Source organism: Phaeodactylibacter xiamenensis (assembly GCF_965229835.1).
In the GTDB taxonomy this organism is placed as follows: domain Bacteria; phylum Bacteroidota; class Bacteroidia; order Chitinophagales; family Saprospiraceae; genus Phaeodactylibacter; species Phaeodactylibacter xiamenensis.
In genome coordinates this window covers 4,394,801-4,418,432 of sequence record NZ_OZ245931.1, presented here as the reverse complement: position 1 = coordinate 4,418,432, position 23,632 = coordinate 4,394,801, and the positions used below count along the sequence as shown (strand labels likewise).

Here is a 23,632-nt window from a genome sequence, read left to right as displayed (position 1 = left end):
GCTTCTAAGCGCTTTCTTTAGCAGCTACTTCAGCCAGAAAGTCCTCCAGGTGCTTATTGAAAACCTCCGGGTGCTCCATCATAGGCGCATGCCCGCATTCTTCCAGAAAGATCAGGCGGGAATTTTCGATCAGCTCGTGGAACTTCTCCCCTACGAAAGCCGGCGTAATATTATCCTGACGCCCCCAAACAAGAAGCGTGGGCGCTTCAATCTGATGGAGTTTATCCCCAAGATTATGGCGCACGGCTGACTTGGCAGTGGCGATCACACGAATGGCTTTATTGCGATCATTGACGATATCGAAAACCTCATCCACCAGTTCTTTTGTGGCTACTTCAGGGCGATAGAAGGTCGCTTCTGTTTTGGTTTTGATGAAGTCGTAATCACCCCGCTTGGGGAAGCTCGTCCCCATCGCACTTTCAAATAAGCCCGAGCTGCCGGTGAGAATGATTGAACTGATCTTATCCGGCTGAGCCAGCGCGTACAACAGTGAAATATGCCCACCCAGGGAATTTCCAAGCACGTTCACCTTTTCGTAAGCTTTGTAGTTTACGAAGTCCACTACATAATCGACGAGCCCGGTGACAGATACTTTCCGGATAGGAAGTTCAAAAATAGGGAGTATGGGCACAACTACATTGTGCGTTTTCTTAAAATGCTCAATGATGCCCTCAAAGTTGCTCAGCGCGCCAAAAAGCCCATGCAATAACAGAAGGTTAGGCCCCTCACCCTGGGTCTCAATGTACTTAAATTTACCTTCTTCCTTAATCCGGTGTTCCATTTAACTATTTCTGGTTAGACAGTAATATAGGCACAAAAATAGGTAATTACAGAAAAATAGTCGTTTTTTGAAGCCTGAGGTATGTCATGCCATAATACATACCAAAAGTAAGGGGCAATATTATTGCGGCTTTATCCCCAATAAGCAAACAAACTGCCCGGCATGACGTTCCACTTTTGAATTTATATGGCCAACCTGGTAATTTTCTAACCCCTTCAGCAATTATTCGAGCCCCTGTCACCAATCAAATCGTAGTATTTGTAAAATATTACAAGCTTTTTTTACCTTTGAGCCATGTAATTCGTCCATTGAGCGGGCAAACGTTAAAACCAATATAATTCACTAATCAAACCAAACGAACATGCGTCTGATAGTAAAATTACTGATCTTCACACTTGCCATTGGCGCGCTGCAGTCTTGCGTTTCTAAAAAGAAATATGACGAACTGGCAGCCGCTAAGGAAGCAACTGATCAAGCACTCGCTGAAACTCAGGCTAACCTGAAGACCCTCGAAGAGGAAAAAGCTGCACTTCAGGAAGAGTTTGAAGCTACAAAAGCAGAAATGGAAGGCAAGATTTCTGACATGGAAGGCAAAATGGCAAACATGGAAAGCCAGATGTCTCAGGTACAGGAGAAGCTGAACATGACTGAGAAAGAACTGAACGCCATCAAGGAAGAAATCAACGGTATCTTCGGTGCTTATGCGGACTCTGGCCTGAAAATGGAAGAGCGTGACGGCAACCTGTACGTTGTTACTTCTGAGGCAATCACCTACAACAGCGGTTCTACTGCACTGAGCGCTGATGAGCGTGGTGCTTTGGAAGAGCTTGCGATGACGCTGAAGAACAATCCTAAGCTGCAAATGATGGTAGTAGGCCACACTGACGACGAAAAGATGATCGAAGGTGCTGCTTACCGTGACAACTGGGACCTGAGCGTTGCTCGTGCCAGCCGCGTTGTACGCTACCTCATCAGCAAAGGTGCTAACCCTGATCAGCTGACTATTGCTGGTGCAGGTGAGTACGAGCCAGTAGGTGACAACGAAACAGCTGAGGGCCGTGCTGAAAACCGCCGCACTGTAATCCAGCCAAATGCTAAGCTGGGTGGCCTGATGAAAACGGGCAACTAATCCCGGACTTTCTAAAAGCCTTTAAGTAAAAAACGAAGCCGGTAGTGTCCTCTTGGATGCTACCGGCTTTGTTATTTTGCGCTCTTCCTTCCCTTTCTAATTTCTCATCACTATATCATTCCGCCTAAAGCTCACCAGGCCAGTGAAAATACCCAGCGCATTGGCCGTGCCCTCCAGGTTGGAAATCACCGGGCTGGGCTGCCCGAAAGGATTGCCATTTGCCGCCGCTGCTCCATCAACACTCTCCAGAAAAGTAGCGTAGTCTTCAGAAATATGGTACAGTGTGGTAATCAGGGTGTCTCCTGCCTTATAGTTAAACCCGGTGCCAAAAGCGATGGTACTGTCTTCCACCAGCCGGTCATCTGTAACAAAGTCCTGCTCCGGCAGGCTATCAAGCGAATTAAGCTGAAGCATGCGCCGGTAGAAATTGTCCGTATTCGGATTGTCCGTAAAGTAAGTCAGGGCACGGGCCAAAGTATCGGCGGGATTACCCGTTTCCGGAAATTCGATCACTACACTGTCTATTTCCACCTGCGGCAGCAAACGGGTTTCGGCCCTGATGGTCTCCCCATTTGGCAGCGTAATATTCAGCTCAAAAGGTAAATCACTTTCGGTAGGTACCAGGTCGTTAGAGCCTGCAGCGTAATTATAAATTTTCTGGGTTGTGGGGTCAAACAGCAGGGTGTTTTCCAACTGATAGGTCACCCCATCGTGAGTAATGCTCACTTCTGCGCTGTCCAGCAACAACTCTTCCAGTAAATTGTCCAGTGAAGGCAGTGGAGCAAAGTAGCCCGCACTTCGCGTGAGGAGCAAACGATAGCGTTCACCAGGTTCTACGTAGGCTTCAAGCACAGGGCGTACCTCGTAGTCGGGCAGGTTGATCTCGACTTCCTGCTCCAGGTTGCAGGCACTTAAGGCAAGCAGGCCCAGCATTAATTTAAGATGTAATTTATTCATAGCACTAAAGGTTGGTCAGGTGGTGGTTAAAATTGGAAATTCCAGGTCAGTGAAGGCAGGATCGGGAACAGGGAAACCTGATTAGCGGCAATCCGGGTCGGAATATTGATGCCACCAGTGTTGGATTCCTCGCCTTCAAACTCTGGTTCAAAGAAAATGAAAAAGGCATTGCGGCGGTCATATGCATTGACTACGCTAAGCGTGAGGTCACTCTCTCCCCATTTTGGGAAAAATTTGTATACCAGTCCCAGATCTAACCGGTGATAGGCTGGGAGCCGGAAATTATTCCGCTCCCGGTAATCAGGCACCACCGCCTCGAAGCCTGCCCCGGGTACATCCTGAAACGTAAACCGGCCCGGAGGCAGCCACGTCAGGTCGCCCGAACCATAGACAAAGGTTGCTGAAGCCGTCCAGCGTTTGCTCAATTCATATAATGCGACCACGGAAATATCGTGGCGGCGGTCGTAAATCGGATTGAAGGGGCCAAAGCCTTCTGACTCCTGCGCAAAACGCCCGTTGGGATCAAGTGTCTCAAAATTCTGCAGGCGGGTTAGCGCCAGGGTGTAGCCAATCCAGCCGGTGAGCCGCCCTTCTTTCTTTTCTATGCTAAATTCCATACCGTAGGCACGCCCCTCTCCTACTGCGAATTCGTCCTCCAGCTCATCGTTGACAAAAATTTGTGCACCGTCCACAAACTGCAGTTGGTTGTCCAGCCATTTGTAGTATAGCTCGAAGTTCAGAAAGTACTGACTGCCCAGCAGATAAGATGCGCCCGTTGCCACCTGATCAGAACGCTGCGGCTGTACGCGCTGAGTGGAAGGGTACCAGATATCAGTAGGCAGGGCTACCCCGGCATTTGCAATAAGATGCAGGTACTGATACATACGTGCGTAGCTCGACTTCAGCGCCCAGCGCTCTGAGAGTTTATAACGGGCTGCCACCCGGGGCTCCAGCCCCACATACGTTTTGCCATCATTATTAAATCCGGAAAACCGGAGCCCGGCATTGACACTCAAAGCTTCTGAAAGCTCCATCTCATCAGAAACGTAGGCACCGAATTCCACCCCCTGAAACTCCTGCCCTGCCGAGAAGCTGACCACTCCGTCATCGCTTCCTGCCTGCAGGCGGCCTACGGTAAAGGTGTGGTGCGTCGCCATCGCGCCAAAGCGGATGGTGTGCTGATTATTGGCGGCATAAAAAAAATCCGTTTTAAGACTGGCATCGGCAATATTGGAGCCCAGCCCGAAGGAAAAGCCTGTAATTTGATTATTGATATTGTACTGGTAATCTGAATATGTGAAAGTGGTATTGGCAAACAATTTGGGATTGAAGACGTGATTCCAGCGCGCCGTGCCTGTAGCATTCCCCCAGTCAAAGTCGAAATTGAAAAAATCACTGCTGAAGCCAAAAACATCCCGCCCAAAGTAACCACTCAGAAAAAGGCGGTCTTTATCGCTCAGCTGGAAGTTGACTTTCGCATTCAGGTCATAGAAGAAATAGTCCGGGATGGGTGAAAAGTCTTCATTACCCTCATTTGCACGGTTGACCTGCCGGGTCAGCAGATCCACATAAGTACGGCGTCCGGAAACGATGAAGCTGGATTTGTCTTTCTGGATTGGCCCCTCCAGGGTCAGGCGGGAGGAGATGAGCCCCAGCCCACCGGAACCGGCAAATTTCTGATTGTTGCCGTCCTTCAGCTTTACATCAATGACAGAAGAAAGGCGGCCACCGTATTCTGCCGGGAAGCCGCCCTTGTAAATTTTGAGGTCTTTGACGGCATCCGTATTGAAGGTGCTGAAAAAGCCAAAGAGATGATTAGCGTTGTATACCACAGCCTCATCGAGCACGATGAGGTTTTGGTCCTGTGCCCCACCCCGCACAAACAGACCGGTACGCCCTTCACTGCCCGAAGGGATGCCCGGCTTCAGTTGGATCGTTTTAAGGATATCACTCTCGCCAAGGAGTACCGGTACCAGCTTAGCCTCCCGCGTGGTGATCGCTTCCACGCTCATTTCCGTAGAGTTGATTTGCTCCCGGAAAGAGTTCGCTTTAACCACCACTTCATCCAGTTGTACGCCCGTGGTCAGGTTAATATTAAAGGTGGTATCCTGCCGGAGTAGCAGGCTAAAAGTCTGAGACTGGAAGCCTACGTAGCTGAAAACAACATTCAGGGTATCCCCCGTGGGTACAGAGAGGGAGTAGAAACCGTAAGCGTTGGAAGAAGTGCCGAGGCCAAGCTCCGGTACTGCAACGGTAGCGCCGATGAGGTCTTCCCCGTTCTCTCCATCCTTGATGGTGCCACTTATGGTGACATCCTGTGCCTGAAGAAAAAAAGCAAGCATTAGTCCCGAGAACAGGAGTAGCAATCGTATCATGGAAAAGCAATTGTATAGTTGAAGGTGCAAATGTACGAGAGCGCCAGCGATTGGCTTGATTTAATCAACCAATAGAGTTTTAAATCCGGCCACCGTATCGTTTTGCTCAACTAAGTAATCCGGTAATGGCTACCAATTGTTTTGAAGAATACGATAAATTTTGTGAAAGGTCCGACAGAGGTTAGTTTTCGTCCTCAGTCAGCACCTCATCTTCCCCTTCAATATCGGCTGGTTTTTGCAGGTCCCTCATGGCATTTTCGTGCAACTCCAGGTATTGTTTACGGTTGCGGGCAATATCTATAGCCTCATAGACAGCCTGCCGGAAAGAGGCCGGGTCGGCTTCATCTTTGCCTGCAAGGTCATAGGCCGTACCATGGTCCGGGGAAGTGCGGATATGGGTCAGCCCAGCGGTGTAGTTCACCCCATTGCCAAAGGAAAGCGCTTTGAATGGCGTCAGCCCCTGATCATGGTACATAGCCAGTATGCCATCAAATTTTGCATGGTGGCCGGCACCGAAAAAACCGTCTGCCGGGAATGGCCCAAGTACCATCATGCCTTTCTTTTTGAGCTCTACGATAGCCGGGCGGATGAACGCCTCTTCTTCTGAGCCAATCACGCCACCATCGCTTGCATGCGGGTTAAGCCCCAATACAGCAATGGTGGGCCGTTCTATGCCGAAGTCCACGCGGAGAGACTCTTCCATCACCTCGACTTTGCGTTTGACCACATTTTTATCGATGGCATCCGCCACATCCCGGAGCGGCAAGTGGTTGGTCGCTAAACCAATGCGGAGGCCATCGTTGACCATCAGCATGAGGTGCTCGCCCCGGTCGAGTTCCCGCGCCAGGTATTCGGTATGCCCCGGAAAGGGGAATTGTGCAAGCTTCATCGCTTCCTTATTGATCGGAGCGGTAACGAGTGCATCAATCTCCCCGGCTTTCAGTGCTTGAACGGCGGCTTCCAGAGAGCGGCCGGCGTACTGCCCGCCCAGCTCTGTGGCTTTGCCTAGGGTGATGTTGACATTTTCGTTCCAGCAGTTCACCACATTGAGCTTACCCTCCTGTGGGCGGTCGCCCGGGCGTAGGGCATGAAACTCAATATTACCTTCGATGATGTTCTTATGGTAGGAAACGACCTTGGATGATCCATACACCATTGGAGTGCATTGATTGAACATCTGCCCGTTGAGAAAAGTCTTCAGGATTACTTCCAGTCCGATGCCATTGATATCGCCTATGCTCAGGCCTATTTTAAGTTTGCTCATTCCTGCAGTTGTGATTTATCCGTGCTGTCTTCGCTCTTCCGCTTCATCGTCGTACCTTTAGGGCACAACAGCACAGCGGTGAGGGACTCACTGAGTAGTTTGACGGAAATAAATGATGCCATTTTCTTTTAGTATTCACTAATATTTTCACACAACCTCCCTCTGTCCTGTTGCTTAGAAAATTTTAGCGAATCAAAATGGCATCATTTATTTTTGCTCCGTCCTCAAGATGCAAAAATATAAATTTTATTCACCAATAGCAGCCCTCATTTGAAAGCGAAGAAATCCTACGGCCAACACTTCCTCAACAGCGAGCCCATCGCGGAGCGCATTGCACTAAGCCTGCAGCTTGGGGGCGAAGCGTATAAAAAACTACTGGAAGTGGGCCCGGGGCAGGGTATGCTGACCAAGTATCTGTTGCAGCGCCCGGAAAAGCTCATCGTGGTTGAAGCAGACCGCGACATGGTCTTGTACCTCAAAAAACACTACCCTGACCTGAAGGGGCATATCGTAGAGGGCGATTTCCTGCGGGCAGACCTGCCTGCCCTGCAGCAGCAGGAGCCCTTTGGCCTAATCGGAAATTTCCCGTACAATATTTCTTCACAGATTTTATTCAAAATGATCGAAACCCGGTCCTACATCCCGGAAATGGTGGGCATGTTCCAGAAGGAAGTCGCTGAACGGGTCGTGGCCGGGCCAGGCAGCAAAACCTATGGTGTAATCAGTGTGCTTGTGCAGGCTTATTACGAAGGCGAGTACTTATTCTCCGTCGACAAAAGCCAATTCACGCCGCCGCCTAAGGTCCAGTCGGCGGTGATACGCCTTACCCGTAAGGCAGCGCAGGGCCTGGACTGTAACGAGCGCATCTTCCGGGCAGTGGTCAAGCAGGCGTTCAGCCAGCGCCGAAAAATGTTGCGCAATACAATGAAAAGCCTGCTCAAAGGGTCGCCCCTGTTACAGGAGCCTTTGTTTAGTGAGCGCCCGGAGCAATTGGGGCTGGACGACTTTGTGCAGCTCTCCAAATGGGTGGAAGACTGGCAAAATGCCTAACCCTTTGCAATACAGTACCAGCAAGGGGGCAAGGGATAAAAGACTAGCAATTAATTCAGCCTGGTCGTACCAGGATTGAACTTTCCGGGCAAAAAAATGATTGACAAGCAAAACAGAACTATAATATGAGCCTTGAAAAGACCATCATGACGGATCTCAAGAACGCCATGAAAGCCAAAGACCAGGCTGCCCTGCGCGGCATCCGGGCCATCAAATCTGCCATCCTGCTGGAAAAGACCAGTGGCTCCGGCAAGGAAATCACAGAAGCAGATGAAATCAAGATGCTGCAAAAACTCGTCAAGCAGCGCAAGGATTCCGAGCAAATCTACCTAAAGGAAGGCCGGGAAGACCTCGCCGCCAAGGAAGCCGAAGAAATTGAAGTCATTCAGCGCTACCTGCCCGAGCAAATGTCAGACGAGGAGCTGGAAAAAGAAGTCAAAGCCATTGTGGAGGAAGTAGGCGCCACGTCTATGAAGGACATGGGCAAAGTCATGGGGTTGGCTTCTCAGCGCTTTGCAGGCCGGGCAGAGGGCAAGGCTATTTCTGCTAAGGTGAAAGCTATTTTGGGGTGATCTCCGGGAGATGCTTTACCACCGCCTTATTCAAGACTAACAAAAGACAATTCCAACGAAATAAGTTGTCAACTTGAGACAATATCAGTATCTTATGGGTAAATCAACTCTTCAATGTATTTGCTCGACTTAAAAACCAATGCTCTGGTTGAGGCAGAAATAGTTGATGCCGAATTTAAGGATCTTCCCTTAAGAAAAGATGGTTGGAATTTCAATTGGAGAACAGTTTTCAAAGAGAAGAATACGAGCACTTATATACTGAGATTGAAATCAAATCCTGACGCCGTCCAAGGTGTTCTTCAGTTGAAGGCGGATTGTTGATAATGAATTTGGTTGAAATTGCACCCCATAATATTGGAGGTGTTAACAAGAGGTACGACTATTCCGCTGGTTGTCTAATTGCATTCGCCTGTAGAGAATCTTTTAAACTGGAAAACAGCTATAAGGGATTTCTTGCATTTGAATCCAAAACAATGTTGATTGACTGGTACATGGAAAAATATCGTGCAAAGATTGCAATGGGTCAAAAGATGTTCACCGAACCTATTGATGGGCAGATTTTGATTAGAGAGTATTTGAACAGGAAAAGATAACTCCGATGGGAAGAGATAGGAAGATGGAACCGGACAATGGGGCTTTAACAACGCCCATGAATGCTGATAATAAAGAATTCAAGGAACTGCAACTGTTCTTGAAGAACAAAGCGGATGAGTTGGATGAAAAGCAACGACTGCAAATTGAACTTTTCGCATTACAAATAAAGATTGAGGATTATTTGGACGCACACGAAGATGAAGACCATATTACAGAAGTTGGTGAGTTCCTAAGATTGTATATCGACAAATTAGGGTTGAAACAAAATGAGCTTGCAAGGTATATTGGATTAGACCCTACTAATTTTAATAAAATATTATCGGGAAAACGCAAAGTCAATTTTGAGCTATCGTTTATGTTGAGTCAGATTTTTAACCTGGATCCAAAAACCTGGATACTGATTCAGGTCAAGAATGAATACTTAGAATTGAAAAGAGATAAGTTAAAACACTTCAAAAAATATAAATTGGAGGATTTGATTAACACATAAAAAGAAGAGGCAGCACTGCACATGCGCACTATTTACGCTAACACTTCAAAAATGTAAAATCCCCCATCCAGACAAGTGCGCTGAATGGGGGATTTCTAGTGGAAAAAGAGTCTGAAATCAGGCATTTACTTTTCCACAAACTTTTCCACATTTGTTAGTTGCTGGTTTTCAGTACTTGATAATCTACAAATAAAACGATGCTTAAAAATAATAATGCGCCGGCCTGATGATATACGCCAAGGCCGACCGGAACAGTGCCCACGCAGTTGATCAAAGTAAAGATACCGAGGCCTACTTGTATTATCAACATACTTACCAACAGGTATAAACCGGTACGGAAATGCGCCGTTGTTTGTGCTTTCAATCCGCGGTAGGCAAACCACAAAACCAGCGCTGTCAGTACATAAGCCGTGGTCCGGTGCATAATTTGTACCAAAGCCGGCATGAAGAGCGTGGCATCGTAATCCACAAAGTTTTCCACAGTCCAGTTGGAAGCGGCGAGCAAAACCTCCGGTACCGCCACGCCATTCATATCGGGCCAGGTGGGGAAATAAAGCCCGGCTTTCATACCCGACATAATGCCGCCCAGGATGATCTGCACAGCTGCAAGGGCAGTGATGGCAATGGCCCCCTTTTTCAACATTTTATTGTGGATTACTTCCGGATTGGGCTGCATGACCTTCAAAGTGGTCCAGAATAAATAACTGAACAGGATCAGCGCCAGCGACAAATGCATGGTCAGTTTGTACGCATTGACCCAGGGGCGGTCAATAAGCCCGCTGGCGACCATAATCCAGCCGAAAGAGGCCACAAGGGCGGCCAGCAGGAAGACGACGCCCAGGCGTTTTAAAAGCGGTCTGTCGACCATTCCGCGCGCCACAAAGAACCCAAGGGGTATAATAAAGACAAAGCCCATGAGCCGCGCCCACAACCGGTGGATGTACTCCCAGAAGTAAATGAACTTAAAGTCGCTCATCGACATCCCCTCATTGATTTTCTGGTACTGCGGGGTAGCGCGGTATTCCGTAAACTCCGCTTCCCATGCCGCCTCGTTCATAGGTGGCAGGGTGCCCGTGACAATTTCCCATTTGGTAATAGACAGGCCCGAGCCAGTCAGGCGGGTAATCCCGCCCACGACCACCTGCACGAAGATCATGAACAGCCCTATGCACAGCCATACCTTTACCGCAGCAGGGTACCCTTTTGCGGTTTCTGAGGTGGTAGGCCGGGATGAAGGCGGTGTTGTTACTGCTTCCATTTTTATTGCTTTATAAAGTAGAGCACTGCGCTCCAAATCGTATTTTCAATTGAGGAACAAATATACACCCAATTGTTTGGCCATGCAGAAGTAAACTAAACCGGAGCTGATCCCCTTTAATAGTCTTTATTATAATTTTTTTAAATCCCCCTTATTATCATTAGCAGTGTGGAAAGGTGGATAAAAATCAATGTAAATTCTAGGTAAATCCATTGCTAACATCATGCCTTCGAAGTTTACACCTGTTTTACACACCACTTATCTCTGAGCTGTCAGGATTTTAGGCCATTTGTCCACAGCCTGTTTAAAAGTGCAGGCCTCAGTAACTTTTATTTCCACAAGCCCTCCTACGGCCTTATTTGAATGTCTAAAACTGGTGTGGATATCCCCAAATCTGGATTGGTATAAAGCTAATTTATATATGGTAGATGACCATTCTTGGCCAGTGTGGGCCATTGGGGCACTTACTAAGGCCACGGCCCACAATTGATGTGGAAAAGCGTTTTTGTGAACCCTTGGTTTTCTTACCTTTAGGCAGGGCCTGAAAAGGGGGTGTGGAAAACCCTGGAAACAAGGCGGCCCAACGCTGTGTTCCAATAATAATGCCTTGTCCAACGATCTGAAATAGCATAACCCTGTGGATAACCGTGGATAAAACCGGAATACGCTGATAAAGTGATTTTTACAAACCCGGGCTCCAACTCCATAGCGAACAAAAAAGTGCAAACATGTGCGGACGTTTCTCATTTGTGACCTCTCCCGAGAAGCTCAGGCAGCAGCTGGGCGATATTGAGACCGGGGAAAACCTGAAACTGAGTTTTAACATCGCCCCCACGCAGCATGCCTATGTGCTGACGAACGAGGAGCCCGGCCGGCTCAACTATTACCGCTGGGGCCTGATTCCGCACTGGGCAAAGGACAGCAGTAATGCTTCCAAGCTGATCAACGCACGTATGGAGGGCATTGGCGCCAAGCCTTCCTTCCGGGTGCCCGTCCGCAAACGGCGCTGCCTGGTTATCGCGGATAGTTTTTACGAATGGCGCACTGAGGGCAAACAGAAAACGCCCTTCCGGATACTGCCTAAAGATGATAGCCTGCTTGTGATGGCTGGGATATGGGACATTTGGTACGATGGAGAATATGCTGTTAAGACCTTTTCTATTATTACAGCACCTCCTAATGCCGAAGTTGCGCCCGTTCACAACCGTATGCCCCTGGTCCTGCCCAAGCCTAAGGACCAGCAGCGCTGGATTTCCGACCTGAGCGTAGAGGAAGTCATGAATATGCTGCAGCCGCCACCGGATGGCCTGCTCAAGAAGTACCAGGTATCCGACCGCGTGAACAACGTGCGCAATAATACGCCTGACCTGCATGAGAAGGTTGGGGAACAGGGGCGGTTATTTTAAAGCTTGCCTATCTGGATATCACTACTTTCACCGTTTTTGCTGCACCTTTTTCATCGCTTACCCGGATGAAGTAAAGCCCGGGCGCCCAGCCCGAAGTTCGGATGACTATAGGATGGGTTTCCGGTACCTGTGTATGCATCCACTGGCCCTGTGCATTGAAAATATCTACTTGCCGGATCGTCATTCCCTCTGCCTGTAGTTCAAAATAATCGCTGGCGGGATTTGGGAATACCTTGACTTCCTTTCCTCTATCGGGTGCCTCATGAGCCGGTACGGGGCCCATTCCGTTGGCAAAAATGCGTAGGGTGCGGTCGTGCTCATGCAAGGTGACCAGGTCCGGGACCGTGCTGAAAACAGGGGCGTGATGGGCCACTGAGGCATACCCCAAAGAATCAAGCGTTATGGATTGGAAATCCAGGCTGTTCAGGTCAGCCGGGCCCATTAGCCAATACAGGGAAGTCGTCTGACCAGGATTGAGGGCAAGGAAAAACAGGTCCGTTTCTTCATCCCCATTGAGATCAGCCGAAAAAAAGCGCCCGGTATCTGTGCTGAAGGGAAGGTCAAGCAACAAGGTATTAGATAGTGCTCCGGGCGGCTCATGCTCCCAAAACCGGATTTCAGAAGTAAAAGAAGCGACAAGCTCCGGCATACCATCTCCATTGATATCGAAGGGCGCAGGTAATTCCGGTGCTCCGGTGCCTGCAGGCGTAAGAGGTATGGCTTCATCAAACCCATCTCCATTCCACCGGTGCAGGGTCACCTGATCAAACGGGCCAACAGGTCGGGCAATGAGGTCTTGGCTACCGTCCCCATCCCAATCGGACAGCATGGCAAAACGGTAACTTGGCGTGGTACTTACGGTGGTGCGCTCGCCAAAATTTCCACCGCCCAGATTTTGGTAATAAATCACCGCATGAACGCCACTGCTGGCAACGATATCCAAATCGCCATCCCCGTCCATATCCTGAGGTAGAAGGAAAGGCAGAGCATACTGCTCCTCATCAATTGGGTGTTCTTCCCAGGTCCCGTTACTTCGCTCCATCCAGTAGACTTGCCCATCAGGTAATGGACGGGATTCGCTTACCAATAAATCGAAGTCTCCATCATCATCAAAATCGCCCCCGCTGATGTAAGCGGATAGCGGTAGGTTGGCCCGCTCAATGTGCACAGACCGGAGCGCTCCTGCTTCCTGACGGAAGCTGAAAATGGTATTCGCGATAATATCGGAAGCGAGAAGATCGGTGTCTCCGTCCCCATCTGCATCACCTGCTACGAAGTGGTCAGGGATTAGGCCGGCTGGAAAATACCGGTTGTTCGACCAGCTGCCATCAGCCAGGCGGGACTGATAGCCGGGGCGCAGTTCGTCTTCGTAGTAAAACAGCAGGTCAGGGAGCGTGTCCCCGTCAATAGGTTGAAAATCGAACACCGCATTACTTGGTACCCCAGCTGTAAGTGGCTGTATGATACCAAATTCCAGAGGTGCCGTCTGCCTGACCCAGGACAGCCGCTCCGGTTGAAAAAATGGCGGATTGGTCAGGGTGTCCAGCCCGAAAACGATATCCGTCAGCCCATCAGCATCTACATCATGGAATTTGGAGCCCCAACTGTTGGCCAGCGGACTGCTGTAGACTGTACGCCTTTCCCATACACCATCAATAAAGGTGTAATAGAAAATTCCCTCCTGAAAGCCCGAGCCCAGTAGTTCGGGACTGCCGTTCTGATCAATATCTGCCATATCCCGGATTTGGAAGTTCACATCATCAATGGGCATAAAATCAGCAAATGATAAATCATCGTAATTAAAGGTGATCCGGGCCGATTGCATGTTCCCTCCGTCGGGCCTAAATCGCCCGTAGATATGTAGAACAGGCTGTGTAACTTCCGGCTGGAAGAAGAAGTAAGGAGGAAATTCGGCTAGCCCAATTGGCACCCGGAAAGGGGCACTGACTGCCGGGCTGTATGTCCCCGGCCCGGTCCCCATCATGATATGGAATGCAAAATCAGGTGGCACATCATTCAGAAAGCCGGTAAAAATGAGATCCGGCCAGCCATCGGTATTGAGGTCAGCGAGCTGTAGCCCTTCCATGGATTCGCCTTGCAAAATGGTGGTCTCCTGCCCGAAACGCTCCTGCCCCTCCAGTCCGGTGTTTTCATACCACACCAGGCGGGCGGGATTATCGACAGAAGCGATGATATCCGGATCGCCATCCTGATCAAAGTCACCGGTGGTGGCATCATTGACGGTGGCTGTAGTAGATAGTACCAGTGCCAGTTCGTACGCTTCCGGGTTGTTCAGGCTGATTTGCCAGGATAGGCGGTTGGGCGATTCTGACAGAAGCACGAAGTCCTTTTTGCCATCATTATTCAGGTCTGCCGGCATGGCCTTTACTGTTTTTTGGTTAAGGGGGTGGAGGATTTGGCGGGGCGTCCACTGTGCCTGTAAGGAAGAAAGTTGAGACAGGGCGTAAAGAACGATGATATGTTGACGGTAGTTCATACGGGCAGATTTGGATGTTGAGTCGAACCAGAACTATCCTAAAGTTAGCCTGTTCAAACAAAAACCACACTTAATTTATGCGAATTATTCTGCAACGTGTTAGTGAAGCATCGGTAACGGTAGACGAAAAGATCGTCGGTGAAATTGGGCACGGGCTGCTCCTGTTTGTAGGCATTGAGGACGAGGATACGGATGAAGACCTGGAGTGGCTTGCCAGTAAGATTGCCAAAATGCGCATCTTCAGCGATGAGGAAGGCAAGATGAACCACTCCGTTAAAGATGTGGACGGCGATATTTTGGCAGTCAGCCAGTTTACTCTGCACGCCAGCGTAAAAAAAGGCAACCGCCCTTCTTTTATGGGAGCTGCCCGGCCGGAATATGCCATACCGATGTACGAAAAGTTTATCAAAATACTGGAAATCACTTCCGGCCGTACGGTGGAGACGGGTGAGTTTGGTGCGGATATGAAAGTGCGCCTGCTCAATGATGGACCGGTCACCATTTTCATTGACAGCAAAAACCGCGAATAACCCTATGCCGCAAGAACTGACCCTGCGCGAAGCCCAAGCCACCGTAGACGAGTGGATCAAGACCATCGGCGTGCGCTACTACAATGAGCTTACCAATACCGCAGTGCTTATGGAAGAGGTAGGAGAAATGGCCCGGCTGATGGCCCGGCTGTACGGTGAGCAAAGCTTCAAGCGCCCGGAGGATGCCGAGGCTGCCCCGAAACAACTGGCAGATGAAATGGCGGATGTACTCTTTGTACTGATCTGCCTTGCGAATCAGACCGGCGTGGACCTCACCGAAGCGCTACACCAGAACCTTGCCAAAAAGACGAAGCGGGATGCCGACCGGCACGCGAATAATGAGAAGCTGAGATAAGGGCATTACTCCTGGTGGGGAATTGTAAAATAAAAGGTACTGCCTTCCCCGGGTGCTGACTCCACCCAAATATCGCCATTGTGAAGGTCCACTATTTTTTTGCAGTTAGCCAGTCCGATGCCGGTCCCTTCATAGTCTTTGCGGCTATGGAGCCGGCTGAAAATCTCGAAGATCCGTTCCTGGTGTTCTTTAGGAATACCTATACCGTTGTCCCGCACAGCAAATAACCATCCATTCTCGTGAGGCTCGGCACTAAGGTGTACCAAAGGTTGCTCGTCCTGTTTCCTGAATTTTATGGCATTGCTAATGAGGTTCTGTATGAGTTGCCGGAACTCAATAGGATAACCCCGTATTTCGGGTAGGCCGGAGAAAGTGATTTTCGCGTTGGTTTCCTGCAGGATCGTATCATAGTCTGACATAATAGCCCGGACCACAGATTCGCAATTGATATACTCCTGCGTACTGTTTTTACCCAAACGGCTGAACTCCAGCAAGCTATCAATCAGTTTGCTCATCCGTATACTTCCATCAGAGATAAACTGCAGGTATTCGTTAGCATTTTTGTCCAGTTGGTCTTTATACTGTTTTTTGAGTAGCCTGCTAAAGCTGCTGATAGTCCGTAGCGGCTCTTTGAGGTCATGAGAAGCGATAAATGCGAAATTTTCTACTTCGTTGTATTTGTCTTTGAGTTCGCGGTGCTGATTCTTGATTTGTTCCATTTCTTTTTGCTCAGAGACATCAAGCACAATACCGTACCAGGTGATGACGCCATTGGGCTCCCGCTCCGGGCGCATATCAATACGGTGCCAGCGCAGCGTTTCAGCCTGAGCCCTAACCCGGTATTCCATATAGAACTTGGAAAGCTGCTCAGAGGAAATCAGCAGGTTATGGTAAAAGCCGCTGAGATCTTCGTGGTAGATATGGAGCAGGAGCTCTTCAAGGTTGTTCTGTACCTGGTCGAGGTTTAAATTGGGGATAAGACGGCGGGCACCTTCACTGAGGAATGGTACAGAGAACTTGCCTTCCGGCGTCATTTGCAACTTCAGGATAGCGCCAGGTACATTCTGGGTAAGTTTTTGAAGTTCCTGCTGACTGGCCAGCAGCTTGGCGCGTTCCTCTGTATAGGAAAGGATATTGACCAGTACCTGAGCAGAAAGGCGAAGAAATTCCATTTCCTGCTTGGTATAAACGTGGTAGCTTTTTACAGAATCAAATCCCACGAAACCGGCGCAGCGGTCGCCCTGATACATGGGGACTGCCAGCAGGCTTTTGATGCCCTGTGGTTCCAGTACCTCCCTGAGCCCGTTATGAGGCAACTGCTGTACGTTCGGAATGTGCATAACCTCACCGTTGAGATGCGCGGTAAGCCAGTCCGGGAAGAGGCTCATGGGGACATCCTGAAGATTGTCAATTTCAGGTTCGGTACCCTCCGCGCACCACTCATACGTATTGCTGGTGGTTTGCTTTTTAAAGTCGTAATCAAAAATATAGACCCGGTCTGCGTTGACGAAGCGCCCGATGACATCCAGTGCCTGATTGATGGTCACACCTGCATCTTCCAACGGCTGGCTGATGTGCTGTGTGGAAATCTCACGCAGGGTTTCCTGCATATGGAGCTGTGTATGCAGTGCCGCTTCTGCCTTTTTCCGGTCTGTAATGTCACTAACAAAAACATACCATTCTACGCTGCCGTCATTGTTTTTGTGAGGCTGTGCAGTTGTACTGATCCATTTGGTGATCAGGTTTGTACGGATGCGCCATTCGAGCTGGAACAAACTCAGATTGTCAGCCGAGGTTTGAATAGCGGTTTCCAGCTTGGTCACATCTTCGGGATGTACGGCCTTCCAGATTTCATGGGTTTCTGTGATGGTATTAATATCATCAGGGATCCCGAAGATTGCTTTAACACCCGGGCTGAAGAACGAAAACTCATCGCTGCCATCCGGGTAAAGGCGGTATTTGTAAGACTCACCGGGGAGGTTGGGGAGGAGATGATGCAAAAAGTCTTCTGGTAGTTGAAGCTTTGTGCTGTCAGGGACGGCACCGAGGTAGCGGTGGCCGCCTAGCATACGTGTATTGTTGCCTGCTTCGTCTTTCAGAACAATCCCGAAGCACCTGACTCTAACCCAGTAGTCTTTTTGATGCCGGTAGCGGACATTGCGCTCAAATTTGAACAACGGGTCTTTTAATGCTTTTTCTGCATCATCCAATAATGGGGAGAGATCATCAGGGTGCACCAGCTGCTGCCAAGACCGAGGAGTGTGGCTCATTATATTTGGATCATAGCCCAGGGTACGCCAGAACTGGGCATTCATCCATTCTTCCTCCGGGTTTTCAAGGTCCCAGTACCAAATTCCATCGGATGCTGCTTGTTCAATAAATTGGAACAGGCCGGGATTAGTGGAAAAGTAAGAGCGAAGCTCTGTCTCTAAATAGTAGTTCTCCTGGCGCATATTTGACGTTGTGCAATCTTAATGAGCCGTAAAGATACAGTTTCAATCAGTAAAACCGAAAGTTAAAGGGCAATCTCCAGGCCATTGCTGAGGCTATACATTGTATTGGGTACAGGTATCGGCGGGCGCTCGTCATACATCAGCTGGAAATAGGTCCGAAACGCTAGTTTTTCACTGATTTTGAAGGTTAAACTTGTTTCGGAGGAGATCCGGAAGTCGCCAAAGTCAGCCAGGTTGGGCTGAAAATAGGTGACGTGGTTGATGTTGAAGGTCTCCGTGACCTGAAAACCACCGGACAGGTAGGTGCTCAGGCGGTGGTCATACAGGAAGACGTTCACGCTCCGTTCTTCCGGCGCTTCAAAAACATCCATGGAGGCTTCGTGCTCATACATATACAGTAGCCCAAAGAACAACTGACTGCTATCCGTGCGCAGCAGTTTCACCCTGGGGCCTGTACCGGTCAGCACCCTTGCATCAATTTGCTGGATTTGGTCGTATTGAAACTGCGTGAAGGCCTCCCAGGTCAGCCAGTCATTGGCGAGGTAGTTGTACCGCAGGTGCCCAAAGGCATTGTTGGCAAAATTGCGGGGCACGCTGCCAGGGTCTTCCACATTTCTAAACTGAGTAAGGTTGTAGGCACCCAGCACCATCCAACGGCTTTTGTCTGTATCGTATTCCAACCTGAGGCGGCTGCCCAGGCTAAGGGTTTGCCCGGCTTTGTTGCGGGTGAGCCCGAAATCCAATCCTGCTTCTGCCAGCCAGCCGTCTTCATTGGTGGAGCGGAGCTTTTCGGTATTGACGACCTGGGCAGAAAGGAAAGCAGGCATAAACAGTAAAAGGAAAAGGCAGTTTCTCATCAGCAGCAGTTCTTTGAATTTGCTGCAAAAGTAAGGAATAGCGTTTAAACTGCTCTCTCCGGATCCTAAACACCAAGGGTATTCAAAAACGCACTCAGCCCGGTAGCTTTTTATCGTCTGCGCGCCCGGTTGACCATATCTCGACTCAGCTGTACAAGTAACTCTTTTCGGAAAGTTACGTCTTCGTACAGCTCAATATATAGTTCGTGTTTAAATCGAAATATGCGGTGTCTGGTCCGGGCTTCTGCAATCAGCCTTCGATTGGGGTTGAATACGCGGATGCGGGTATTGTTGAGATTAAACTTCAGGCGGAGCAGGGTGCCATCCTTTAGGACGTAATGCCGCTCGGTTCGTTCGACGAGCTGAACGCTATCTAAGTCCATCACCCGGCAGCCCTGACCTCTGGGGCAATGGAATAACAAACTTTCCCCGTCGGAAAAACTGACCTTGTAGCGGGAATCCCGCCAGAAAAATCCGCCTTCTCTGAAAGTCTGCTCCCATCGTATGGTATCCTGCTTCCCCTTCCAGACTGGATTTGCCCACAGGCGGCTATGATCATCGGGTAGCTGTAGCTCATACCTTTCCTGAGCAGGGAGTGGGCAGTAGGAAAAAGCCGTGAGCACGATTAGTATAAAAATTTGTTTCATGGTATGATTTGTTAAAGTTTTCATTCATACGCTATCAGAAACACAGCTTCCCCATTTTGGATCTCCACTGCAGCATCAGTTAAAGGAAACTCATCTCTGGGCATGCCGGCCTGAAAACGTCCAATTGCTCCTTCGAATTGGCAGGTGATTCGTTTACCTTGCAGTATACCTTTTGGCTCCATCTGAAATTCATAGGTATAGTCTTCTATGCCGGTGATGGTTAGTGTGCCGGATGGCTTATAGAGGTAGGCGGATTGGGAAGGGTATACCATAACCGGGTTGTCAATTTGCATACGCATCAGCAGGTTGGCTTTATCTGGTCCTATGCCGGCCTCAAAGGTGCGGCCGGCATGGAAGAATTGCTCTACCGATTCCCGGGTAGGCAGCTTGCCCGGCTGTAAGCCCGGCAGGGTAAATTCAATCCCAACAAAGGGGTACTGCCGACCGAAATAGTTATTGTCTCCCGAGTACATGCCTATCTGCAATACAAGCTGTTCCCCGCGATACACCAAATTCTGATCACAGATGAGTGGAAATGTATACTCCGTTTCGTAAAATGAATCATATATATGCACGATCTCGCCAAGGCCATAGTTAACAGACTGGAATTCTTCATGCATGGTATCCCTGGCTTCCAGCCGGAAGTAAAAGGGCGCAGTTTCTACGGTGTTTCGGACCTCAACGGTTTCTTTTTGGCAGGAGATCAGTGCGATAAAAAAGAGCAGGTGTACGTATTTCATGATGGAGTTATTTTTAAAAAAGACGAAGAGAAAGGCCAAAAGAAACAGCTGTGACCCTCAGTACCGGTGGCCCCTCTGATTTCGATTTCCACTGATTGAATAAACCCTGGTAATAGCTGGCCTCAGCTTCCAGCCCCTCTGTAATCCGATAGTGTAAGCTTGTCAAAAGTCCGGCATCATACCGTCGGAGATGATCATTCACTGTGAAGTTACTGCCCCGGCTGCTGCGGTTGCCATTGAATTCCTTTATTTCCAGTTCCGGGAACAGTTCTGGAACCAATGGGTCCCGGCTATTGCGCCTAAATGAATACCACCGTTGCTGGCTGGTTGTAAAGCCTTCACTGTGGAACTGATATCCCACCCGGACGCCCAATGTCCACGCCCATTTGCTTTCATTTTCCCATCGGTAGCCAGCTTGCAGGGCAGCAAAAGTGAGGGCATTAAGTTCCAATTGACTGCTACTGATAAGAAGCTCCGTAGGGCCGAACCGGTTATGGTGTTCTATGATACCAGCCTGATAGCCGGCATAGTGCTGCACGCCTAGTGCCATATGGAGTTGCCGGTAGTCTCCAATGGGCCAGTTTACCCACCATTCGGCGCTGCTGCCGGCACCTAACCTAAAAGATTCTATAAAGGGTAAGGCTGCACCTACCCTAATGCCAGAAGTTTGAGCGGTAGCGGCCAGCCCAATGCACAGCATTGTAAATGTTAAATACTTTTTCATTGTCACAGTGTGTTTTATTTCAAATCCGGTAATGAATTCCAATGGTAAGCGTAGACATCCAGAAGTAATCAACGAGGCCCATGTACCGATCAGGTTCACTAAGTAGCCTATGCAGGTAAGGGGACTCGGGTAGCAGGCTGTTGAGGTCGCCCTTTAACTCTGGATAGCCAAGGTTCCAGGCGCTGAGGTTTTCCCCGTTTACCGAAATAGCCAACTGCTGCGTTGGCCAGTAGGTATAGCTTAGCCGCCAGGCTTGAGCCCGGGCAGTGGTCCAGTCATGTTGTAATCCGTGGGACCGCCCGTTGAGTTCTGTAGCCTGTACCTGCAGGGTCTGTGTAAGCAGCCCGCTTCTGTACTCCAACCCCAGGTCACCCTGCCCAATACGGATTTGAAGCCGGGGACCAATGGTTGCAGTGGCAGTAGGGAGCTGGAAAGAAAGGTCAGCGGAAGCATTTTCTGCCAGGCTTAATCCGAATTCCGTGGTGGTTAAGCGGTCGTGTGTGGTTTTGAAATAGCCCAGACTGAATTGCAGGCTTAACCACCGGAAGATGCGGTGCTCTGCCCGAATGGCATAAGGTAGCGTATTATTGTGGTGTTGATTAGAGCTGCACACCAGGCAGTCAGTCACAAAGTTGAAGCCAGTTTCCACGCCTAATGTCCAACGGGATTTGGAACTCTCCTGATTGTATCCTGCAAGGGGCAGTAAGAGCACGAGGGCAGTGAGGTATATGTATTTCATCGCATGGTCTGTTTTTTGAAAAAATTGGAATAGCGGTTTCTCCTTATTAATGGATTCCCCGAAAGCACTTTCAAATACCATCATCGGTAAGCGACAAAAAAGGTAGCTTTCCCCTCCCTGATTTCCAGTGCAGTATTGGTGGTAAAATCATCAAGCCAGGCCCCTTCAAACCGGTCATACTGTCCGATGCTGCCTTCAAAAGTGCAGTGCACCAGCATGCCCCTAACCGTTTCCTGTCCGGGTGAGGTGTAGCTGTAGTCTTCGGTTTGTGTAACGGACAATTGCCCGTCAGGCTGCTTCAGAAAAGAAGCTTTTGAGCGCTCATCCTCGAAAAAATCCGGGTCCCGGTGCGCAAAACTGAGGTCTACTTTTCCAGGCCCCTCTCCGAATGAAAAAGTACTGCCCGGTTCAAACATTTTCTTCAAATGGGCTTCCGACCACAGGGCCTCTTCCCCCGGTGTTGCCCAAAACTCCAGCCCAAATCGGTAAAAATTATTCCAGCCCAACCGTTCTCTGATGTCGACTAAGAGCGCTGGGCCCCGGCTGGTGACTTTGTCCCATTCGTTCCATTGGTAGACCGGGGTGTCCGAATTCAGAAAGCTGCCCAGGCGGTATTCCTGAAGGGTGTAATCGACCTGTCCCGTATCCCGGTATTCAAACTGGGTGTAAACAGGGGAGACATAAACTTCTTCAAAAGTGATCAGGGGTGGTTCCTTTTCACAGTTTGAAGCAAGCGCAGCAATCACAAGTGTGAGCGAAAAGTAGTATAGATTCTTCATGATTAACTTGGTTTAGAACAGCCGGAAAGCCAGCCCGACAGATAGCGTAGTGACGTAAACAGTGGGGCCTTCGAAATCCTCAAAATCCTTCCATTGATTGAGCAGCCCCTGATAAGCTTGTGCTTCCAGCCAGCATCCATCGAAGAGCTCAAATGCGCCGGAAAGGTGGAGCCCAAAGTCATGCCCTCTGAGCATCTCTTCACCAAAGCCTCCACTGAAGAACCGCCCTGATCCAAAGCCCAGGGATTGCCTAAATTCATATGGTCCCCGGGCCTGGGTGGAAAAACTATACCGTGCCCCCAGCTCAAAGGACCATCGGCTTTTGATGTCCCAGGTATACTGCCAGAAAGAGAGGTCCACATACCAGGTCTCCAGCCCCTTTATTCTTGCGGACTCTGTTTGTCTAATGGTGCGGTCAGGAAAAACATAGGTGCGCTTCGTTTCCACCGCGCTGTTATAATCGCCAATCTGCTGGTAGCCCAATTTCAACTTTAGTCCGTTGCCGGGGCCGATTTCGACTTTGGACCAGGCTTCTGCCGCCCAGCCCTGACCGATTTTAGCGTCGGTTACAACCGGTGCTACCAGCCGTGGGGTAAGCCCGAAGGAAATGGGCTGGGCGAAGAGCCCAAAGGCTTGCAGAGCAAGTAGTACTGTAATTAGAAATAGTCTTGTCATAACTCATGGTTTTATGGTGCGCATCTGATGGAGGTGAACTACTCGTATGGCATGAAGAATACGGCTTCCCCGTTTCGAAGGTCAATGGCAATATCGGTATACGAAACAGCATCTACAGATGGTTGAGGTGCGTATACCCCAATGCCACCTTCAAAGGTGGAGGTAATACGCTTGCCTCTGCGTACCTCTTCGGGCCAGGTGCGGTATTGCATTTCATAGTCTTCCACCTCCTGAATCACTAGTTCACCGTAGGGTTCATATAGAAATACCGTTTGGGAAGGGAGACCAAAGGCAGGATTACCAATCTGTAACCTTAAAAGAGCATTTACTTTTTCAGGCCCCAGACCAAAGGGGATGCTACGGCCCGGGTAAAAAAAGTCCTCAAGTATTGCTTCCGAGGGTATTTTCCCTGGCTCCAACCCAGGAATTGCAAAACCAAAGCCAAAAAGAGGTTCGCTAACCGAGAAAGATCGGACCTCTGACACTCCCGTTTGGAAATAATGGGTGCTGTTTATGTTTTCAAGTTGATTGTGCCAGGTGATATAGTGGTAGGCGGTATCGAAGCGGTCGGATATCCATATCGAGTCTCCCAGCGTGTAATCCACATATTGATAGTCTTCGGATATCGTATCCTTTACTTCAAACCGGAAATAAAAGGAATCCCTTTGCTGAGTCATTCGTACCTCAAGAGTAGGTTCCTGGCAGGTTGTACAACTCAGTATGGCTAAAAATAGCATTAGCTTTTTCATAGATTTCGGGT

At 49.3% G+C, this 23,632-nt stretch carries 24 protein-coding genes; 8 read left to right on the top strand and 16 right to left on the bottom strand.

What is annotated here, in order from left to right:
• Window positions 1-4: 4 nt before the first annotated feature.
• On the bottom strand, window positions 5-781 hold the full coding sequence (locus ACO08I_RS16845; RefSeq protein ID WP_421946543.1) for an alpha/beta fold hydrolase: 777 nt from the start codon (window positions 779-781) through the stop codon (window positions 5-7).
• 361 nt (window positions 782-1,142) lie between these two features.
• On the opposite strand from ACO08I_RS16845, the gene ACO08I_RS16840 reads away from it, so the two are divergent.
• Window positions 1,143-1,910: an OmpA family protein gene (locus ACO08I_RS16840; RefSeq protein ID WP_282776146.1), complete on the top strand. Its 768-nt coding sequence runs from the start codon at window positions 1,143-1,145 to the stop codon at window positions 1,908-1,910.
• A gap of 96 nt (window positions 1,911-2,006) precedes the next feature.
• Here ACO08I_RS16840 and ACO08I_RS16835 read toward each other — a convergent pair whose 3' ends face one another.
• From ACO08I_RS16835 to ACO08I_RS16820, 4 genes are all read right to left on the bottom strand, one after another.
• Complete coding sequence (locus ACO08I_RS16835) at window positions 2,007-2,867, bottom strand: DUF4249 domain-containing protein (protein ID WP_282776148.1); 861 nt, start codon at window positions 2,865-2,867, stop codon at window positions 2,007-2,009.
• Window positions 2,868-2,893: 26 nt separating this feature from the next.
• On the bottom strand, window positions 2,894-5,242 hold the full coding sequence (locus ACO08I_RS16830) for a TonB-dependent receptor (protein ID WP_282776150.1): 2,349 nt from the start codon (window positions 5,240-5,242) through the stop codon (window positions 2,894-2,896).
• Window positions 5,243-5,423: 181 nt separating this feature from the next.
• Complete coding sequence (gene pdxA / locus ACO08I_RS16825) at window positions 5,424-6,506, bottom strand: 4-hydroxythreonine-4-phosphate dehydrogenase PdxA (protein ID WP_044218457.1); 1,083 nt, start codon at window positions 6,504-6,506, stop codon at window positions 5,424-5,426.
• The gene (locus tag ACO08I_RS16820; protein WP_262501622.1) at window positions 6,503-6,628 is read right to left on the bottom strand and encodes a hypothetical protein; all 126 of its coding nucleotides are present in this window, start codon (window positions 6,626-6,628) and stop codon (window positions 6,503-6,505) included. The genes pdxA and ACO08I_RS16820 overlap by 4 nt, the downstream gene beginning before the upstream one ends.
• Window positions 6,629-6,776: 148 nt before the next feature.
• Here ACO08I_RS16820 and rsmA point away from each other — a divergent pair, with 148 nt between their 5' ends.
• The 4 genes from rsmA to ACO08I_RS16800 all read left to right on the top strand — a co-directional run bounded on the left by rsmA (window position 6,777) and on the right by ACO08I_RS16800 (window position 9,212).
• Window positions 6,777-7,556 carry a 16S rRNA (adenine(1518)-N(6)/adenine(1519)-N(6))-dimethyltransferase RsmA gene (gene rsmA, locus ACO08I_RS16815; RefSeq protein WP_044218455.1) on the top strand — a complete coding sequence of 260 codons (780 nt, stop codon included), beginning with the start codon at window positions 6,777-6,779 and terminating at the stop codon, window positions 7,554-7,556.
• Between the two features lie 125 nt (window positions 7,557-7,681).
• Window positions 7,682-8,128 carry a GatB/YqeY domain-containing protein gene (locus ACO08I_RS16810; RefSeq protein ID WP_044218452.1) on the top strand — a complete coding sequence of 149 codons (447 nt, stop codon included), beginning with the start codon at window positions 7,682-7,684 and terminating at the stop codon, window positions 8,126-8,128.
• Window positions 8,129-8,242: 114 nt separating this feature from the next.
• On the top strand, window positions 8,243-8,449 hold the full coding sequence (locus ACO08I_RS16805) for a hypothetical protein (protein ID WP_282776153.1): 207 nt from the start codon (window positions 8,243-8,245) through the stop codon (window positions 8,447-8,449).
• A gap of 277 nt (window positions 8,450-8,726) precedes the next feature.
• Window positions 8,727-9,212: a helix-turn-helix transcriptional regulator gene (locus tag ACO08I_RS16800; RefSeq protein WP_421946542.1), complete on the top strand. Its 486-nt coding sequence runs from the start codon at window positions 8,727-8,729 to the stop codon at window positions 9,210-9,212.
• A 154-nt stretch (window positions 9,213-9,366) separates the two neighbouring features.
• Here the strand turns inward: ACO08I_RS16800 and ACO08I_RS16795 are convergent, their stop codons facing one another.
• Window positions 9,367-10,470: a COX15/CtaA family protein gene (locus tag ACO08I_RS16795; protein WP_282776157.1), complete on the bottom strand. Its 1,104-nt coding sequence runs from the start codon at window positions 10,468-10,470 to the stop codon at window positions 9,367-9,369.
• A gap of 728 nt (window positions 10,471-11,198) precedes the next feature.
• Here ACO08I_RS16795 and ACO08I_RS16790 point away from each other — a divergent pair.
• Window positions 11,199-11,876, top strand: coding sequence for an SOS response-associated peptidase (locus ACO08I_RS16790; protein ID WP_282776159.1), 678 nt, complete (start codon window positions 11,199-11,201; stop codon window positions 11,874-11,876).
• A 7-nt stretch (window positions 11,877-11,883) separates the two neighbouring features.
• Here the strand turns inward: ACO08I_RS16790 and ACO08I_RS16785 are convergent, their stop codons facing one another.
• Entirely contained in the window at window positions 11,884-14,373 is a 2,490-nt protein-coding gene (locus ACO08I_RS16785; RefSeq protein ID WP_282776161.1) for an FG-GAP-like repeat-containing protein, read from the bottom strand.
• A 77-nt stretch (window positions 14,374-14,450) separates the two neighbouring features.
• On the opposite strand from ACO08I_RS16785, the gene dtd reads away from it, so the two are divergent.
• Window positions 14,451-14,903 carry a D-aminoacyl-tRNA deacylase gene (gene dtd / locus ACO08I_RS16780; RefSeq protein ID WP_282776163.1) on the top strand — a complete coding sequence of 151 codons (453 nt, stop codon included), beginning with the start codon at window positions 14,451-14,453 and terminating at the stop codon, window positions 14,901-14,903.
• Between the two features lie 16 nt (window positions 14,904-14,919).
• A complete protein-coding gene (locus ACO08I_RS16775; RefSeq protein WP_044218755.1) occupies window positions 14,920-15,258 on the top strand; it encodes a nucleotide pyrophosphohydrolase in 339 nt (112 codons plus the stop codon).
• A gap of 5 nt (window positions 15,259-15,263) precedes the next feature.
• Here ACO08I_RS16775 and ACO08I_RS16770 read toward each other — a convergent pair whose 3' ends face one another.
• The 9 genes from ACO08I_RS16770 to ACO08I_RS16730 form a co-directional block, all read right to left on the bottom strand.
• The gene (locus ACO08I_RS16770; protein ID WP_282776166.1) at window positions 15,264-17,711 is read right to left on the bottom strand and encodes an ATP-binding protein; all 2,448 of its coding nucleotides are present in this window, start codon (window positions 17,709-17,711) and stop codon (window positions 15,264-15,266) included.
• A gap of 62 nt (window positions 17,712-17,773) precedes the next feature.
• Window positions 17,774-18,568, bottom strand: coding sequence for a DUF481 domain-containing protein (locus tag ACO08I_RS16765; RefSeq protein WP_421946541.1), 795 nt, complete (start codon window positions 18,566-18,568; stop codon window positions 17,774-17,776).
• Between the two features lie 110 nt (window positions 18,569-18,678).
• The gene (locus tag ACO08I_RS16760) at window positions 18,679-19,215 is read right to left on the bottom strand and encodes a hypothetical protein (protein ID WP_282776171.1); all 537 of its coding nucleotides are present in this window, start codon (window positions 19,213-19,215) and stop codon (window positions 18,679-18,681) included.
• Window positions 19,216-19,235: 20 nt separating this feature from the next.
• Window positions 19,236-19,955 carry a hypothetical protein gene (locus ACO08I_RS16755; RefSeq protein WP_282776173.1) on the bottom strand — a complete coding sequence of 240 codons (720 nt, stop codon included), beginning with the start codon at window positions 19,953-19,955 and terminating at the stop codon, window positions 19,236-19,238.
• A gap of 13 nt (window positions 19,956-19,968) precedes the next feature.
• On the bottom strand, window positions 19,969-20,679 hold the full coding sequence (locus ACO08I_RS16750) for an outer membrane beta-barrel protein (protein ID WP_282776175.1): 711 nt from the start codon (window positions 20,677-20,679) through the stop codon (window positions 19,969-19,971).
• A gap of 19 nt (window positions 20,680-20,698) precedes the next feature.
• A complete protein-coding gene (locus tag ACO08I_RS16745; protein WP_282776177.1) occupies window positions 20,699-21,418 on the bottom strand; it encodes a hypothetical protein in 720 nt (239 codons plus the stop codon).
• An 80-nt stretch (window positions 21,419-21,498) separates the two neighbouring features.
• A complete protein-coding gene (locus tag ACO08I_RS16740; RefSeq protein ID WP_421946540.1) occupies window positions 21,499-22,197 on the bottom strand; it encodes a hypothetical protein in 699 nt (232 codons plus the stop codon).
• A 12-nt stretch (window positions 22,198-22,209) separates the two neighbouring features.
• Window positions 22,210-22,872: a TonB-dependent receptor gene (locus ACO08I_RS16735; RefSeq protein WP_282777007.1), complete on the bottom strand. Its 663-nt coding sequence runs from the start codon at window positions 22,870-22,872 to the stop codon at window positions 22,210-22,212.
• A 38-nt stretch (window positions 22,873-22,910) separates the two neighbouring features.
• Entirely contained in the window at window positions 22,911-23,621 is a 711-nt protein-coding gene (locus ACO08I_RS16730; protein ID WP_421946539.1) for a hypothetical protein, read from the bottom strand.
• Window positions 23,622-23,632 lie beyond the last annotated feature (11 nt).

Excerpts from the sequence above, each read along its gene's own strand:
- ACO08I_RS16845 (WP_421946543.1), bottom strand. The coding sequence starts at position 781 with ATGGAACACCGGATTAAGGAAGAAGGTAAATTTAAGTACATTGAGACC.
- ACO08I_RS16840 (WP_282776146.1), top strand. The coding sequence starts at position 1,143 with ATGCGTCTGATAGTAAAATTACTGATCTTCACACTTGCCATTGGCGCG.
- ACO08I_RS16835 (WP_282776148.1), bottom strand. The coding sequence starts at position 2,867 with ATGAATAAATTACATCTTAAATTAATGCTGGGCCTGCTTGCCTTAAGT.
- ACO08I_RS16830 (WP_282776150.1), bottom strand. The coding sequence starts at position 5,242 with ATGATACGATTGCTACTCCTGTTCTCGGGACTAATGCTTGCTTTTTTT.
- pdxA (WP_044218457.1), bottom strand. The coding sequence starts at position 6,506 with ATGAGCAAACTTAAAATAGGCCTGAGCATAGGCGATATCAATGGCATC.
- ACO08I_RS16820 (WP_262501622.1), bottom strand. The coding sequence starts at position 6,628 with ATGGCATCATTTATTTCCGTCAAACTACTCAGTGAGTCCCTCACCGCT.
- ACO08I_RS16810 (WP_044218452.1), top strand. The coding sequence starts at position 7,682 with ATGAGCCTTGAAAAGACCATCATGACGGATCTCAAGAACGCCATGAAA.
- ACO08I_RS16805 (WP_282776153.1), top strand. The coding sequence starts at position 8,243 with ATGTATTTGCTCGACTTAAAAACCAATGCTCTGGTTGAGGCAGAAATA.
- ACO08I_RS16800 (WP_421946542.1), top strand. The coding sequence starts at position 8,727 with ATGGGAAGAGATAGGAAGATGGAACCGGACAATGGGGCTTTAACAACG.
- ACO08I_RS16795 (WP_282776157.1), bottom strand. The coding sequence starts at position 10,470 with ATGGAAGCAGTAACAACACCGCCTTCATCCCGGCCTACCACCTCAGAA.
- ACO08I_RS16790 (WP_282776159.1), top strand. The coding sequence starts at position 11,199 with ATGTGCGGACGTTTCTCATTTGTGACCTCTCCCGAGAAGCTCAGGCAG.
- ACO08I_RS16785 (WP_282776161.1), bottom strand. The coding sequence starts at position 14,373 with ATGAACTACCGTCAACATATCATCGTTCTTTACGCCCTGTCTCAACTT.
- dtd (WP_282776163.1), top strand. The coding sequence starts at position 14,451 with ATGCGAATTATTCTGCAACGTGTTAGTGAAGCATCGGTAACGGTAGAC.
- ACO08I_RS16770 (WP_282776166.1), bottom strand. The coding sequence starts at position 17,711 with ATGCGCCAGGAGAACTACTATTTAGAGACAGAGCTTCGCTCTTACTTT.
- ACO08I_RS16765 (WP_421946541.1), bottom strand. The coding sequence starts at position 18,568 with ATGAGAAACTGCCTTTTCCTTTTACTGTTTATGCCTGCTTTCCTTTCT.
- ACO08I_RS16760 (WP_282776171.1), bottom strand. The coding sequence starts at position 19,215 with ATGAAACAAATTTTTATACTAATCGTGCTCACGGCTTTTTCCTACTGC.
- ACO08I_RS16755 (WP_282776173.1), bottom strand. The coding sequence starts at position 19,955 with ATGAAATACGTACACCTGCTCTTTTTTATCGCACTGATCTCCTGCCAA.
- ACO08I_RS16750 (WP_282776175.1), bottom strand. The coding sequence starts at position 20,679 with ATGAAAAAGTATTTAACATTTACAATGCTGTGCATTGGGCTGGCCGCT.
- ACO08I_RS16745 (WP_282776177.1), bottom strand. The coding sequence starts at position 21,418 with ATGAAATACATATACCTCACTGCCCTCGTGCTCTTACTGCCCCTTGCA.
- ACO08I_RS16740 (WP_421946540.1), bottom strand. The coding sequence starts at position 22,197 with ATGAAGAATCTATACTACTTTTCGCTCACACTTGTGATTGCTGCGCTT.
- ACO08I_RS16735 (WP_282777007.1), bottom strand. The coding sequence starts at position 22,872 with ATGACAAGACTATTTCTAATTACAGTACTACTTGCTCTGCAAGCCTTT.
- ACO08I_RS16730 (WP_421946539.1), bottom strand. The coding sequence starts at position 23,621 with ATGAAAAAGCTAATGCTATTTTTAGCCATACTGAGTTGTACAACCTGC.